This is a genomic window from Nocardia sp. 2TAF39, from assembly GCF_052114905.1.
Classification (GTDB): domain Bacteria; phylum Actinomycetota; class Actinomycetes; order Mycobacteriales; family Mycobacteriaceae; genus Nocardia.
The window spans coordinates 86573-100925 of the sequence record NZ_JBFRFQ010000014.1 but is presented as its reverse complement, the minus strand read 5'-3'; the positions used below and the strand labels follow the sequence as shown (position 1 = coordinate 100925).

11 protein-coding genes and 1 pseudogene are annotated in these 14353 nt (G+C 67.5%); 4 read left to right on the top strand and 8 right to left on the bottom strand.

Features of this window, described 5'->3' with window-relative positions; translation table 11 throughout:
- Positions 1–34 precede the first annotated feature (34 nt).
- Both AB4Z47_RS11300 and AB4Z47_RS11295 read left to right on the top strand, forming a co-directional pair.
- The gene (locus AB4Z47_RS11300; protein WP_441950125.1) at positions 35–979 is read left to right on the top strand and encodes a class I adenylate-forming enzyme family protein; all 945 of its coding nucleotides are present in this window, start codon (positions 35–37) and stop codon (positions 977–979) included.
- 195 nt (positions 980–1174) lie between these two features.
- On the top strand, positions 1175–1873 hold the full coding sequence (locus AB4Z47_RS11295) for a cupin domain-containing protein (protein ID WP_441950123.1): 699 nt from the start codon (positions 1175–1177) through the stop codon (positions 1871–1873).
- Positions 1874–2235: 362 nt separating this feature from the next.
- On the opposite strand, the gene AB4Z47_RS11290 is transcribed toward AB4Z47_RS11295, so the two are convergent.
- Positions 2236–3336: an isocitrate/isopropylmalate dehydrogenase family protein gene (locus AB4Z47_RS11290; RefSeq protein ID WP_441950122.1), complete on the bottom strand. Its 1101-nt coding sequence runs from the start codon at positions 3334–3336 to the stop codon at positions 2236–2238.
- A gap of 79 nt (positions 3337–3415) precedes the next feature.
- Between AB4Z47_RS11290 and AB4Z47_RS11285 the strand changes: the two genes are divergently transcribed.
- Positions 3416–3937, top strand: coding sequence for a 2'-5' RNA ligase family protein (locus AB4Z47_RS11285; protein ID WP_441950120.1), 522 nt, complete (start codon positions 3416–3418; stop codon positions 3935–3937).
- Positions 3938–3985: 48 nt separating this feature from the next.
- A complete protein-coding gene (trxA, locus tag AB4Z47_RS11280) occupies positions 3986–4354 on the top strand; it encodes a thioredoxin (protein WP_441950119.1) in 369 nt (122 codons plus the stop codon).
- Positions 4355–4514: 160 nt separating this feature from the next.
- Here trxA and AB4Z47_RS11275 read toward each other — a convergent pair whose 3' ends face one another.
- The 7 genes and pseudogenes from AB4Z47_RS11275 to AB4Z47_RS11245 all read right to left on the bottom strand — a co-directional run bounded on the left by AB4Z47_RS11275 (position 4515) and on the right by AB4Z47_RS11245 (position 14326).
- Positions 4515–4952 carry a 2-keto-3-deoxygluconate kinase gene (locus tag AB4Z47_RS11275; RefSeq protein WP_441950118.1) on the bottom strand — a complete coding sequence of 146 codons (438 nt, stop codon included), beginning with the start codon at positions 4950–4952 and terminating at the stop codon, positions 4515–4517.
- A gap of 504 nt (positions 4953–5456) precedes the next feature.
- Positions 5457–8201, bottom strand: a complete 2745-nt coding sequence (gene polA, locus AB4Z47_RS11270) for a DNA polymerase I (RefSeq protein WP_441950116.1) — start codon at positions 8199–8201, stop codon at positions 5457–5459.
- Positions 8202–8325: 124 nt separating this feature from the next.
- Positions 8326–10002, bottom strand: a complete 1677-nt coding sequence (locus tag AB4Z47_RS11265) for a DUF885 domain-containing protein (RefSeq protein ID WP_441950114.1) — start codon at positions 10000–10002, stop codon at positions 8326–8328.
- A 48-nt stretch (positions 10003–10050) separates the two neighbouring features.
- A complete protein-coding gene (locus AB4Z47_RS11260; RefSeq protein WP_441950196.1) occupies positions 10051–10746 on the bottom strand; it encodes an ABC transporter ATP-binding protein in 696 nt (231 codons plus the stop codon).
- Positions 10747–10929: 183 nt separating this feature from the next.
- Positions 10930–11883 (bottom strand): annotated as a pseudogene (locus AB4Z47_RS11255) (ABC transporter ATP-binding protein); the annotation flags it as partial.
- Positions 11880–13292, bottom strand: a complete 1413-nt coding sequence (locus AB4Z47_RS11250) for a branched-chain amino acid ABC transporter permease (RefSeq protein ID WP_441950113.1) — start codon at positions 13290–13292, stop codon at positions 11880–11882. The pseudogene AB4Z47_RS11255 and the gene AB4Z47_RS11250, both read right to left, overlap by 4 nt.
- Positions 13289–14326, bottom strand: a complete 1038-nt coding sequence (locus AB4Z47_RS11245) for a branched-chain amino acid ABC transporter permease (RefSeq protein WP_441950111.1) — start codon at positions 14324–14326, stop codon at positions 13289–13291. The genes AB4Z47_RS11250 and AB4Z47_RS11245 overlap by 4 nt, the downstream gene beginning before the upstream one ends.
- Between the last annotated feature and the right edge of the window lie 27 nt (positions 14327–14353).

Below are 14353 nucleotides of genomic sequence, written 5' to 3'. Positions count from 1 at the left end.
ACATCCACCGAAACCATCGATCGAGGACCTGTCCATGAACTTATCCGCACTCCCGGATCTACGCGCCACGCGAAACCCCAGCGGGCCGAGCATCGCAGACGATGACGTCACGCTGAACAACACCCAGTTTCTCGAGACCGTGCAGCGGGCGGCGACGACGTTGCGAACCCACGGCATCTCCGCTGGAGACGTCGTCACCGTGGTACTGCCCAACACGGCCGATCTGGTCGTGGCCCTGTTCGCCGCCTGGCGTGTCGGTGCGGCCGTTGCCCCGCTCGGCCCGACGCTCACGGCATCGGAGGTCGCCGACCAGGTCGAGAAGACGGGCGCGAAACTCTTGATCGTCGACCGGCCGATCGACTTGGCGGCGTCCACACCGACGGTCTTGCCCGTACGTGAGCTGGCCTCCGAACCTCCGGCCGCTGCCGACCCGGTCGAACTGTCCAGCGACGCGCTCGCTCTCTTGGCGTGCACCAGTTGGACTTCCGGCCGTCCGACTGTGCTGCTCGATCATTCCAATCTGAATGCCATGTGCCGCATCGTGATCGACGCATTCGACTTGACCAGCGCCGACCACAGCCTGCTTGTCCTGCCGCTGTTCCATGTGAACGGCATCGTCATCAGCACACTGTCGCCATTGCTGGCCGGTGGCCGGACGACGATTGCGAGCCGCTTCAGTCCGACGACCTTCTTCGACCGAATCGAGCACAGTGGTGCGACCTACTTCTCGGCCGTTCCCACCATGTACACGATGCTGGCCGACCTACCAGGAGACGCGGTGGCGGATATCTCGGCGGTCCGTTTCGCGGCATGTGGTGCGGCATCCGCCAGTACCGGGCTGCTCGAGAAGTTCGAAAGCCGTTACGGCATTCCTGTCGTCGAAGGTTACGGGGGCCTGTGCGAGCACCATCGACGGCAAGCGCAAAGCGGGGACGGTCGGCCTGCCGGAGCCCCGGGCGTCGTCCGTCATGTCGCATAGGCCATTCGCACGTAGTTGGACAGGCGGGTGCCCGTGGCCGTCCCCTGAATCGGGCTGCCACGCACGACAGCGATCGGCTTCGCAGGGGGATTCGGCCACACGACACGGCGTTCCGCCCCCGCGCGCCTTGACCGTCATCGCTGCTGGTCAGCGGTAAAGTTCCCGCCCTGGCGACCCCGAAGGAGCGGAAGCGACATGCCGGAAGGCGCCATGGGCGAGGATCACCAGGGCCGGATGAATCGCCGGGCCGCGCTTGGTGCGGGCACTGCCGCGCTCGGTGGCGCCGCGGTGGGCGGCGCGCTCACCGCACATCTGTCCCGCGCCGACACCAGGACCGAACTGCCGGCGACCGGAGAGATCAATGCCAATCTGAACAGCGCGCCGCACCTGATCAAGCTCGCAGCCACCGAACCCCAGCAATTCGACGGCGGCACCCTGCGCGGTGCGACCGAAGACAACTTCCCCGTGCTGTCCGGCCAGAACGGCGCGGTGTACCTGGCCCACCTCGAGGTCGGCGGCATCCGCGAACCCCATTGGCACCCGACGGCGTGGGAGTTGAACTTCGTCATCTCGGGGACTGCGAAATGGACCATCCTCGGCACCCACCCCGACGACAGCTACCGCAACGACGTCTTCGAAGCCGAACAGGGCGACCTGGTCTTCGCACCCCAGGGCTTCTTCCACTACTTCGAGAACGCCCGCACCGATATGCCGCTCGATGTGCTCATCATCTTCAACACCAGCGCCCGTGAAGGCTCCGACGACATCGGCATCAAGGCCGCCCTCAGCTCCGTCCCACGCGACGTCCTCGCCGCCACCCTCGGCATCCCCGCCTCGGCACTGAAAGCCATCCCCACCGATATCACCCCGGTCGTCATCACCAGACGCCACTGATCCGACGACGCGCATCAAAGTCGACGCTGTACGCCCACGTGGCCGAGCACGCCGCCTACCCGATCCGGCGCACCAATCCCACCGTCCGTCGTCCTTTCCTGGTCGCATCGGTCATCGCAGGCCTCGGTAACCTGCCCACCTCGTGGACACTGCCGCTCACCCAACTCAGCGCGTGGCACCGCCGCCGCCCTCGCGGCCATCGACGCCTACCTGACCTGACAGCAGGCGTGGGCGTCCGGATCCCGCCCGCTCCGGTACCGCGGCGTCCCCGGCGTCACCAGCCTCGGGTTGCAGATCGCCACCGGCTGGCGCCGACGCACCCGAATCCGATAGCTCGCCCGGCCGCAGGACGTTCCGCCGCGCTACCGGCGATGCACCCTTGCACACACCTGCTCGGTGAATTCGCTGGTAGAGGCCAGTCCGCCCAGGTCGGAGGTCGCGACACCCGCCTCGAGCGTAGCGGCGACGGCCCGCTCGATCCGCTCGCTCGCATGCGTCAACGACCTATCGGCGTCGCGGGTTGCCATCCACTGCAAAAGCATCGCCGAGGAAAGTTGCAACGCGGCCGGGTTCGCACGATTGTGGCCGGCTAGCGACGGCGCGGCGCCGTGCACTGCCTGCGCCATGGCCTTGGTCGCCGAACAGTTCAGCGAGGCGGCCAGTCCGAGTGATCCACTCAACTCCCCCGCCAGGTCGGACAAGATATCGCCGAACAGGTTCTCGGTGACCAGCACGTCGTAGTCGGCGGCGGCGCGGACCAAGTGCGCGGCCGCCGCGTCGACGTGCTCGTCGTCGACCTCCACATCTGGATACGCCTGGGCGATCTCGTAGCAGACATCGCGGAACAGGCCCATCGTCATCGGCAACACGTTGGCCTTGTGCACGATGGTGACCCGCTTGCGCCGGGTCGCGGCCAGACGTAACGCCTGGTGGGCAATCCGCTCGCAGGCCGCTCGGGTCACCACGCCGACCGACATCGCGATGTCCGGGGTCGGCCGGAACTCCCCTGACCCGGCAAACATATTGCGGTCAGCGTAGAAGCCCTCGCTGTTCTCCCGGACGATCACCAGGTCGATGTCCGGCGTGGCCGCGTGCACGCCAGCGAATGCCCGCGCCGGACGGAGGTTGGCGTACAGGCCGAATCGCTTGCGGATGGCGCCGCCGGGAGCGACGGCGGCACGGTGTTCGGCGGGATAGGAGGCGTTGTCGTGCGGGCCGAGAATCCAGGCGTCCACACCGTCGAGCGCGTCGAGGGTCTGCTCCGGCAATGGATCGCCGAACTCGGCGATGGCACGGTGCCCCATGGACAGCGGCACCCATTCGACCGGCTGAGCACCCGCGGCGGACAGCGCCTCGTCGACCACCTGTCTGGCGGCCCGCACCACCTCGGGACCGATGCCGTCGCCGTCGATCAGGCCGAGCCGCAGCGGGCCCGCACCGCGAGGGTCGTTCGCGTCGCTCATCGGAACATCCTCCCGCCGCGACGCCCGCGCGCCCGATCCGGCCCGCGGACACGCCGGATGCGGCTACCTTTTGGAGACCATGGTGCAGTCGGTCGAACTACTCCTCGACGAGGCCGCCGACGCGGAGATCCGCCGTCAGTGGCGGTTGCTCGCGGAGGCGGGCGTGCCGAGCCCGGCCGCGAACACCGCTGAATCGAACCGCCCGCACATCACCGCCGCGGTGGCCAGGCAGATCTGGCCGCGCATCGAGCGGGCGCTGGACGAGCAGACCTTCCCGTCGATCCCGGTGCGGCTCGGCGGGCTACTGGTGTTCGGTGCGCGCCACCCGATCCTGGTGCGGGTGGTGGTGCCGTCCGAGCCGCTGCTCGCGCTACATCGGCGGATCTTCCACGCGATCTCGCCCTGCCCCGGCATTCCGGGCAACGTCCATCCGGACGCATGGACCCCGCACATCACGCTGGCCAGGCGAGTGCCCGCCCCCCAGCTCGGCGAGGCGATGCACGCCGTCGCGCGCGATCGCGATTTTCCCGCGACCGTGCTGGGTATCCGTCGATGGGACGGCGAACAGCGGCGCGAGTGGCCGATCGGTCGTGGAAGATAACGAACGCAGCCCGCGTTACAGCTGGCACACCGAATACGAGAGGACGTCATGGCCACCCAGACCCTGACCCAACAGAACTTCGATGAGATCGTCACCGGAAACGACATGGTACTCGTCGATTTCTGGGCCGATTGGTGCGGTCCGTGCAAGAGCTTCGCACCAACCTTCGAGGCATCCTCCGACAAGCACCCCGACGTGGTGCACGGAAAGGTCGACACCGAATCCGAGCAGAGCCTCGCGGCGGCCGCCAACATCCGCTCCATCCCGACCATCATGGCCTTCCGGGAGGGCGTGCTGGTGTTCGCGCAGCCCGGCGCGCTGCCCCCCGCCGCGCTCGAGGACCTGGTCACTCAGGTCAAGGCTCTGGACATGGACGACGTGCGCAAGCAACTCGCCGAGCAGCAGGCCGAAAAGTAGTTTCGCGGCGGCGCCGGAAATCCTTGCGCCGCAACGGAACCGACTCGGGCTCGGGCACGGACGCCGCAATGCGGCGCAGGCCGCACCCGGGCCCGACTCATGTCTCGACTCCGACGGCAAGCACCGCGGGCTCCGCGGGCCTCGCACGCCGCGGCCTACGTCACTGAGGGCCGAGCAGGTTGACGCCCGCGATCATGGCGCGGACGGTCGATTCGGCGCCGTCGTCGGCGAGCGCCGCACCCCAGCCGCGCCTGCCATCGCACTCGCACTGCACGAACGTGGCGGTGCCTTCGGCGGTGCGCCGTTGGTGAAACTGCAGGATCTCCACCGGGTAGCCCTCCTCGTAGAGGGCCGAGGTCATCGCCGCGACGGGGCTGCCGGTGGCGACGACGGTCTTCAGATGGCCGGCGAATTCCAGCGTCGCGGTGAACTCGGCGGTCCGGCTACCCGCAGGGGACCAGTCGCCGAGCCGGATCGGACCGCTGTGGTCGCAGTAGCGGCTGTGAAACTCCGCTGAGGTCAGACCGGTGCTTTCGCCGCGAAGGCCCTTCGGTGCGGCGGCATGGAACGTGTCTGTATCCAGAGTCAGGATGGTCATTGAAAGTAGGTCTTCCCGAAGAATGTCGTGGTTCAGTTGACAGAGGGGACCAGCACTAACAAGTCGAACAGCCCGCAGCGAGGGGGCCGGCCCGAATCAGACCCCGCTACGGCGGGCTACTACGAGTCGCCGCTGCGCCACCATCGCGGTGAGCGGATCTAGCCCGACGCCAGCCTCAGGCTCGAAGGCGGTAGCCTGCGCAGCCACAAAGGGCCCGGTGAGCGACGCCATCGACACAACGCTATCGCGGTCTGCGACGTAGAGCGCTGCGCTACAGCGGGCGGCGGGATTCGGCACGCGCTTGAGAATAGGGACATCGCGCCGCGATGGCAACTACATTTCGCGCCCGATTTGTCTACTGACGAGTATCGTTCGGGCAGTTCAGGCAGCCGCGGAGGCCCAGGAGGCGACGACGGTATCCCACCTCCGCCCGGAACTCGCCATCGCACTGTCGCGAGGCGGACCGATCCATTCGGATCCGGCCCGGCTCGTCGTCCGCGGCGCTCAGTGCGCGGCGGCGTCCCAGCTGCGGCCGACGCCGACGGAGACCTCGAGCGGCACCGACAGGCTGATCGCCGACGACATCTGCTCGCGCGCCAAAGTCTCGAGCGTCTCCCGCTCTCCCTCGGCGACCTCGAACAGCAATTCGTCGTGGATCTGCAGCAGCATCCTGGAGCGCAGACCGGCGGCCCGGATCGCATTGTGCACGTTGATCATCGCGACCTTGATGATGTCGGCCGCGGTGCCCTGGATCGGGGCGTTGAGCGCCATCCGCTCAGCCGACTCGCGGCGCTGCCGGTTGCCGGAGTCCAGATCCGGCAGATAGCGACGGCGCCCGAACAGCGACTCGGTGTAGCCGACCTTGCGCGCCTGTTCGACCACCTCGTACAGGTAGTCGCGGATCCGGCCGAAGCGGTCGAAGTAGACATCCATCTGCTCCTTCGCCTCGGCGGTGCTGATCTTCAGCTGCGCGGAGAGGCCGTAGGAGCTCAGACCGTAGGCGAGGCCGTAGGACATCGCCTTGATCCGGCGACGCAGCTCCGGGCCGACCTCGGCGATCGGGATGTCGAACGCCTTCGAAGCGACGAAGCTGTGCAGGTCCTCGCCGGAGTTGAACGCCTCGATCAGGCCCTCGTCCCCGGACAGGTGCGCCATGATGCGCATCTCGATCTGGCTGTAATCGGCGGTCATCAGCGACTGGTAGCCGGAGCCGACCACGAAGGTGTCGCGGATCTGCCTGCCAGTGTCGGTGCGGATCGGGATGTTCTGCAGATTCGGCTCGGTCGAGGACAAGCGACCTGTGGCGGCGATCGTCTGATTGAACGTGGTGTGGATGCGGCCGTCGTCGGCGACGCATTTGAGCAGGCCGTCGACGGTGACCTTCAACCGGGTGGCGTCGCGGTGCGCGAGCAGATGTTCCAGGAACGGGTGCTCGGTCTTCTCGAACAACGACTCCAGCGCGTCCGCGTCGGTGGTGTACCCGGTCTTGGTGCGCTTGGTCTTCGGCATGTCCAGCTCGTCGAACAGCACCACCTGCAGCTGCTTGGGCGAGCCCAGATTGATCTGCTTGCCGATCACCTCGTACGCCGCGGCGGCCGCGTCGTTGACCCGATCGGCGAACTGGCGCTGCAGCGCATGGAGTTGTTCGGTGTCCACCGCGATGCCCGCGTCCTCCAGCGTGGACAACACGCCGAGCAACGGCAGCTCCATCTCGGCGAGCAGCGGCGTGGATTCGATCTTGCGCAGTTCCTCGTCGAGCGCGTCGGCGAGATCGGCGACCGCGCGGGCGCGCAGCATCTCCGCCCGTGCCAGCTCGGCGTCGACGGTGTCCTCGTCGTCGAGCAGCGACAGCTGCGGGGTCTGGTCGGTTTCGGCGCGCAGCTCCCGATGCAGATAGCGCAGCGAAAGATCGTCGAGGTTGAAGGTGCGCTGGCCCGGGCGGACCAGGTAGGCGGCCAGCGCCGTGTCGCTGGTCAGGCCGCCGAAGGTCCAGCCGCGCCCGCGCAGGGCATGCACGGCCGCCTTGGCCTCGTGCAGCGCCTTGGGCACGGCCGGATCTGCCAGCCAGGCGCCCAGCGCAGCCTCGTCCTCCGGGGTGAGCACGGTGACATCGATATAGCCGCTCTCGCCGTCGCCCGCCGCGATCGCGAGCGCACGCGCGTCACCATGTCCGGGTGTCCCCGCGCCGACGATCGAGACACCATGGCGCACACCAGGTTTCGCGTGTTCAGCGAGCCAGGCGGCAACCGCGCCGATCTCCAGCACGCCGCCGCTGATCTCGAAGCCGGCCTCGGCCTCGGGCTCCTTCGGGGCCAGCGTCTCGAACAGCCGGTCACGCAGCACGCGGAATTCGAGGTCGTCGAACAGCTGGTGGATTTTGCTGCGGTCCCACGGCGCCTGGGCCAGCTGGTCGGGCGTATAGGGCAGCGGCATGTCACGGATCAACTCGGTGAGCTGCCGGTTGAGCACCACGCTGCTCAGGTTGGCCCGCAGCGCGTCGCCGACCTTGCCCTTCACCTCGTCGACCTTCTCGACCAGCGTGTTCAGATCGCCGTACTCGCGGATCCACTTGGCGGCGGTCTTCTCCCCCACACCGGGGATGCCGGGCAGGTTGTCGCTCGGGTCGCCGCGCAGCGCCGCGTAGTCCGGGTACTGGTTCGGGGTGAGGCCGTATTTGGCCATCACCTCCTCGGGGGTGAACCGGGTGAGGTCGGAGACGCCCTTGCGTGGATACAGCACGGTGACGTTCTCGTCGACCAGCTGGATCGAGTCCCGGTCACCGGTGACGATGAGCACCCGGAAGCCCTCGGCCACCGCCCGGGTGGTGAGTGTGGCGATGATGTCGTCGGCCTCGAAGCCGTCGATCGCCATCACCGGGATGCCCAACGCCCCGAGCACGTCCTTGGTCAGCTCGACCTGCCCGCGGAATTCGTCCGGGGTGGTGCTGCGGTTGGCCTTGTACTCCGGGTATGCCTCGGCACGGAAGGTCTGGCGCGACACGTCGAACGCCGCGGCGACGTGCGTCGGCTTCTCGTCGCGCAGCAGGTTGATCAGCATCGCGGTGAAGCCGTACACCGCGTTGGTGGTCTGCCCGGTGACCGTCTTGAAGTTCTCCGCCGGTAGCGCGAAAAACGCACGATAGGCGATCGAATGCCCATCCACCAACAGCAGCGTCGGCCGGTCACCGGACACGGGATCGGTGGAGCCGGAGGCGGGGGCGGGACGCGGAGCGGTCGTGGGTGAACTCACGCCCCAGAGTCTAAGGACCGCCACCGACACGGTGATACGGCGACACCCGGCAGCCACACGCCGCTGCGGCACAGGACCGCACACGCGCAAGCGTGCCGAAGACCGACGGCACGCATGGCACCGCTCACAACGTCGCGACCAGCTCGCGCAGAACGGGCAAGCTCACCGAACCCGACCCGAGCACCACGTCGTGGAATGACTTGATGTCGAAGTCCGCGCCGAGTCGTTCGGTAGCCGCCACCCGCTGCCGCCGTATCTCCAGCTGGCCGACCTTGTAGGCGACCGCCTGCCCCGGCATCGCGATGTAGCGGTCCACCTCCACGGTGATCTCGGCCAGCCCGACCGGCGCGTTGGCCACCATGAAGTCGATAGCCTGCTGCCTGCTCCAGCCCTTCGCATGCACACCGGTATCGACCACGAGACGGCAGGAGCGCCAGGAGTCGCCCGCCAGCATGCCGAGGCGCCCGAGATCGTCCTCGTACAAACCCATCTCGTCGGCCAGCCGCTCGGTGTAGAGCGCCCACCCTTCGACGAACGCGGTGTTGGCGAACGATTGGCGCTGGAAGCGCGGCAGGTGGTCGAGCTCGTTCGCGATGGTGAGCTGGAGGTGGTGGCCGGGAATCGCCTCGTGGTATGCCACCGACGCCGTCTCGTAGCGGCCGCGGCCGGTGGGATGGTGCTGGTTGACGAAGTAGGTGCCCGGCCGCGACCCGTCGGCGGCGGGCGGGAAGTAGTACGCCGCAGGCGCGTCCGCGGCGAGGAACTCGGGCACCGGCACGATGTCGCAGGATTCCTTCGGCAGCCGCCCGAACCAGTTGTCCATCTCGGCTGTGGCCAGCGACAGCGCCCTGCGCGCGTCGAACATGATCTGCTCGGCGTCGGCGTAGCACAGCTCGGGATCGTCGCGCAGCCTGGCGAACACCTGGCCGAGGTCTCCCGTGCCGAACAGCCGCGCACCCACGGTGGCGTACTCTTCGCGCAGCTTCGCCAGCTCGGCGAGGCCGAGTTCGTGGATCTCCTCGGCGCCGAGGTCGGGCAGCGTGGTGTGGTGGCGCAGCAGCCGCCCGTAGATGTCCTCGCCGTCGGCGCCGAGCCAGCACAGCCCCGGCTTCTCGTCGGGGCGGCTCACCGGCAGCAGCTCGTCGTACAGCGCGTCGCGGTAGACCTGGAACGCGGGCCGGATGACATCCCGCGACACCTCGGCCAATTCAGCGCGCCAGGCGGCCTCGCCATCCCAGCCTTCCGGTCCCGCGAAGGTGACGAACGGGTCGGCGGTGTGGTCGGAGGCCAGGTAGCCGTCGAGCTGGTTGAGCGAGCGCTCGATGGTGATCCGCGCGGGTGTGCGTCCTGCCGCCAGACCTGACCGGAACCGATCCACGGCCTGCCCGAGCATTTCACCGAACTGCCGGTAGCGCCGCACCAGCGCCAGCGCGTTCTCCGGACCGGGTGCGTTGATCTGCGGCGCCACCATCAGCACCAAGGCGTGCACGCCGTTCATCTGGTCGGAGGCCATCTCCACCGGCCGCCACTCCAGGTGCTCCACCGCGCCGCTCAACTCGGTCCGCAGCAGGCTGCGGGTGATGCGGTCGGTGGGGCCCAACCGGTCGGCGTCGAGGGCGTCGACCGCGCGCAGCAGGTCGCGCCAGGTGGACAGCAGCCGCTGCTCCGCCTCGACGGACAGATCCTCGATCCGGTCGTCGAATCGGCGGTCGCCGAGCAAGGTCGCCTCGCTCGGCGTCGCCTCGAGCACGCTATCCCAGTACCGCTCGGCCAGGCCCATCAGCTCGTCATGACCATCCATGGTCACGATCATGCCTCGAGCAAGGCCGCGCGGCACCGAGGTCGCGGCCTACCCGACGCCGAGGTAGGCCGACTTGACGGCCGGATCAGTGAGCAGTTCGCGGCCGCCGCCGGTCTTGGTGACCTCGCCGGTCTCCATGATGTAGGCACGGTGGCTGCGGGCCAGCGCCTGCTGCGCGTTCTGCTCGACCAGCAGCACGGTGGTGCCCTGCTGGTTGATCTCACTGATGATCCGGAAGATCTGCTGGATCACCATGGGCGCCAAACCCATCGACGGCTCGTCGAGCAGCAGCAGCCGCGGCCGAGCCATCAGCGCACGGGCGATGGCCAGCATCTGCTGCTCACCGCCGGAGAGCGTGCCGCCGACCTGTTTGCGCCGCTCGCGCAGCCGCGGAAACAGCTCGAACACCCATTCGAGCGTCCGGTCGTACTCGGCCTTCTGCTTGAAACCCCGGCCGTAGCAACCCATATCGAGGTTCTCCTGCACCGTCATGCCGGGGAAGACACCCCGACCCTCCGGCGCCTGGATCAGCCCGTGGGTCACCCGCTCGTGCGCCTTCATCTGGGTGATGTCGCGGCCCTCGAACAGGATTCGGCCGCGCGTCAACGGCAGCAGCCCGGACATCGCGCGCATGGTCGTCGTCTTGCCCGCGCCGTTGGCACCGAGCAGGGTAACCAGCTCACCCTCGGCCACCCGCAGCGAGATCCCGTGCAGCGCTTGGATTCTGCCGTAGTTGACGACCATGCCCTCTACCTCGAGCAGCGGGGCGTCCGCACCGGCGTAGCGCTCGTCCGGTTTGCGGAACACACCAGCCCGCGGGCGCGACCCAGCAGCCGTCGGCTCCGTGGCCGTGGCCTCGTCCGGCCGCGGCTCGCCGGCATCGGGCGCGCCCTTCTCGCTTTCGCTCGCGTCCCTCTCGGATTCGATCACCTCGGTGTCCGGTACACCGAGGTACGCCGCGATCACGGCCGGATTGTCGCGGATGTCCGCGGGCAGCCCGTCGGCGATCTTGCGGCCGAACTCCAACACCACGATCCGGTCGGTCACGCCCATGACCAGCCGCATGTCGTGCTCGATCAGCAGCACCGTGAACCCGTCGCCGCGGATCTTGCGGATCAGGTCCATGAGCGCGGACTTCTCGCTCGGGTTGAACCCGGCCGCCGGCTCGTCGAGGCACAGCAGCTTCGGCTCGGTGGCGAGCGCGCGGGCGATCTCCAGCCTGCGCTGATCGCCGTAGGACAGATTGCGCGCCTTCTCCACCGCCCGCGGCGCGATGCCGACGAACTCCAGCAGCGCCATGCCGCGCTCGATCGCGTCGCGTTCCTCGCGCCGATGCCGCGGTGTGCGCAACACCGCGCCGGGCACCGAGGTCTTGTGCCTTGCGTCGGTGCCGACGACGACATTCTCCAGCGCGGTCATCTCACCGAAAAGCCGCACGTTCTGGAACGTGCGCGCGATGCCGAGCCGGGTGATCGCGTTGCGCTTGGTCTTCGTCAGCGGCTTGCCGTCGAAGTACACCAGTCCCGACGCGGGCTGGTAGATCCCGGTGATCGCGTTGAAGCAGGTGGTCTTGCCCGCGCCGTTGGGGCCGATCAGGCCGAGGATCTCGCCACGGCGGATCTCGAAGCTCACGTCGTCCAATGCGGTGAGGCCGCCGAACTTCACCGTGAGGCCGTCGGTCCGCAGCAGCGGAGCACCGACGGCGGTCTCGATCTCCCGATGCGGCGCGACGACTTCCGCGACCGTCTCGGCATCGGCCAGATCGGGGATCACGGCGGTCACGTCGACCGTGCCCGCGCTCTCCACCTCCGGCTCTGCCGCGTAGCCCGCCGCTATGTCCTCGTTGTCGAACAGCGCGTCACCCGCGCCCGGCCCGGTCATCGTCCCGCTCCGATCGGCTCGCTCGCGACCGGTCTGCGCACTGCCTGGTACACCTGTCTGCCATAGGTGAGCAGCTTCTGCCGCACCGGGAACAGACCCTGCGGACGCAGAATCATCATCACCACCAACGCGATTCCGAAGTACAGATACTTGAGGTCACCCAGCGACTGCGCGCCGCCCTTGCGGAACAGCAGCACGCTGCCGAGCAGCAGCAGCGCCAGTACGCCGGTGACCACCATGCCGGTGATCACCCCTCGTCGCGGCCACCCGCCGAGCCGGTCGCCCAACAGCTTCCAGCCCGCGAACAACACGACGAACACCACGACGTCGACGATCAGCAGGAGATATCCCGTCGACTCGTTGCTCACGAGGTTCACCGACTGCAACCGCGCGGGCAGATAGGCGATGACGAATGCGCCGAAGATCACCCCGAGCTTGTTGCCCTGGCCACCGATGACCACCGCGCACAGGAACAGCATCGAGTTGATGATGTTGAATCCGGTCGGGTTGATGAACTGCACCTGACCGGCATAGATCGCGCCGGACATGCCGCCGACCGCGGCACCGATCATGAAGGCCCACAGCTTGAACTTGAACGTCGGGACGCCCATGATCTCGGCCGCGTCCTCGTCCTCGCGGATGGCGACCCAGGCGCGGCCGACCCGGCTGCGTTCCAGGTTGCCGACCAGTAGCAGTACGAGGATCACCAGGACCATGCCGAACCAGTACCAGTAGGTGCCGTAGCTGGCGCGATCCAGGATGTTCGCGCTGTCCGGGTTGCCGCTGTTGCCGCCGGAGAACACGCCCTCCGGCTTGCTCACGGACTCGCCGACGTGCGGATAGGCCACGCCGGACAGGCCGAGGCTACCGTTGGTGAGCTCGGTGAGGTTGTCCGCGAGTAGCCGGACGATCTCACCGAAGCCCAGCGTCACGATCGCCAGGTAGTCACCGCGCAGGCGCAACGTCGGCGAACCGAGGATCAGACCCGAGACCGCGGTCACCGCGACCGCGATCGGCAGGCACGCCAGCCATGCCCACTTCGGATCCAGCCAGCCACCGTCGGTCTGGTTCCACGGGCTGTTGGGGCTGGTGAGCAGGCCGACGGTGTAGGCGCCGACGGCGTAGAAACCGACATAGCCGAGGTCGAGCAGGCCCGCCTGCCCGACGACTACGTTCAGGCCGATGGCCAGCAGCGCGTACATCGCCACCTGCGCCATCACCAGACCGAAGTTGTAGGACGGGGTGTCCAACAGCGGCGGAGGGAACAGCGGTAGCAACGCGAGCAGAACGAGGATCGGGATGCCGACGCCCCACTGTGCGGGCCTGCTCAGACCGTCCCACCAGGCACGGATCGTGTCGCCGAGGCCGTGTCGCACGGATTCCGGCGCGGTCTTGGTCGTGTCGGTCATGCGCGTGCCCTTCCGAGACTCTCGCCGAGGATGCCGGTCGGGCGAACCATCAGCACCAGGACGAGCACCACGAACGCGACCACGTCGCGCCACTCGGTGCCGAACAGGATCTGGCCGTACTGCTCGACCACGCCGAGTACGAGGCCGCCGAGCAGCGCGCCGCGCAGATTGCCGATTCCACCGAGCACCGCAGCACTGAACGCCTTGATGCCGAGGATGAACCCGCCGGAGTAGATGACCCCGTTCGGGATCTTGAGTGTGTACAGCATCGCCGCCGCGCCCGCGAGCACGCCGCCGATGAGGAAGGTCAGCATGATGACCCGCTCCCGCGAGACGCCCATCAGCGTCGCGGTATCGGGGTCCTGGGCCACGGCCCGGATGCCGCGACCGAACTTGGTCCGGTTGATCAGAACCTCGGTGACGATCGCGAGCACCACCGCCGCGATCACGATGAGCAGCATGATGTTGGTGACGTCCGCGCTGCCGAAGCTGAACTGCACAGTCGGCTCGACGAGCCGAATCGCCTGCTGCGCGTTGGTGCCACCGAGATCGGGATCGATCTTGGGCAGCACGAAGTGCACCAGTTCCTGGAGCACGAACGACATGCCGATCGCGGTGATCAGAAAGCTCAGCGGTTTGGCACTCCGCCTGCGCAACGGGCGATAGGCTACCCGCTCCAATCCGACGGCCGCGCCGCCGGATATCGCCATACCCACGATCATCGCCAGCCCGAGATATACGACAGTCAGCACGACACCCTGGGTGTAGACATCGGGACCAGCGACGAATCCGAAGATCATCAACCCGATCAATTGCCCGAACAGGCCGAGCATGAATATTTCCGAGTGGGCGAAATTGATCAGCCGCAATACGCCGTAGACCAAGGTATAGCCCACGGCGACCAAGGCATAGATAGCGCCGTAGGTCACTCCGTCGACGGTCAGTCGCCAGAAACTATCGATCAACCCTTGATAGTTGAAGTCGATCGATCCGCCGACGAGTTGTACTGCGTCGGCCAATGCCATTGATTTCATTCGTTTTCTGCCCTCATCCATTGACCC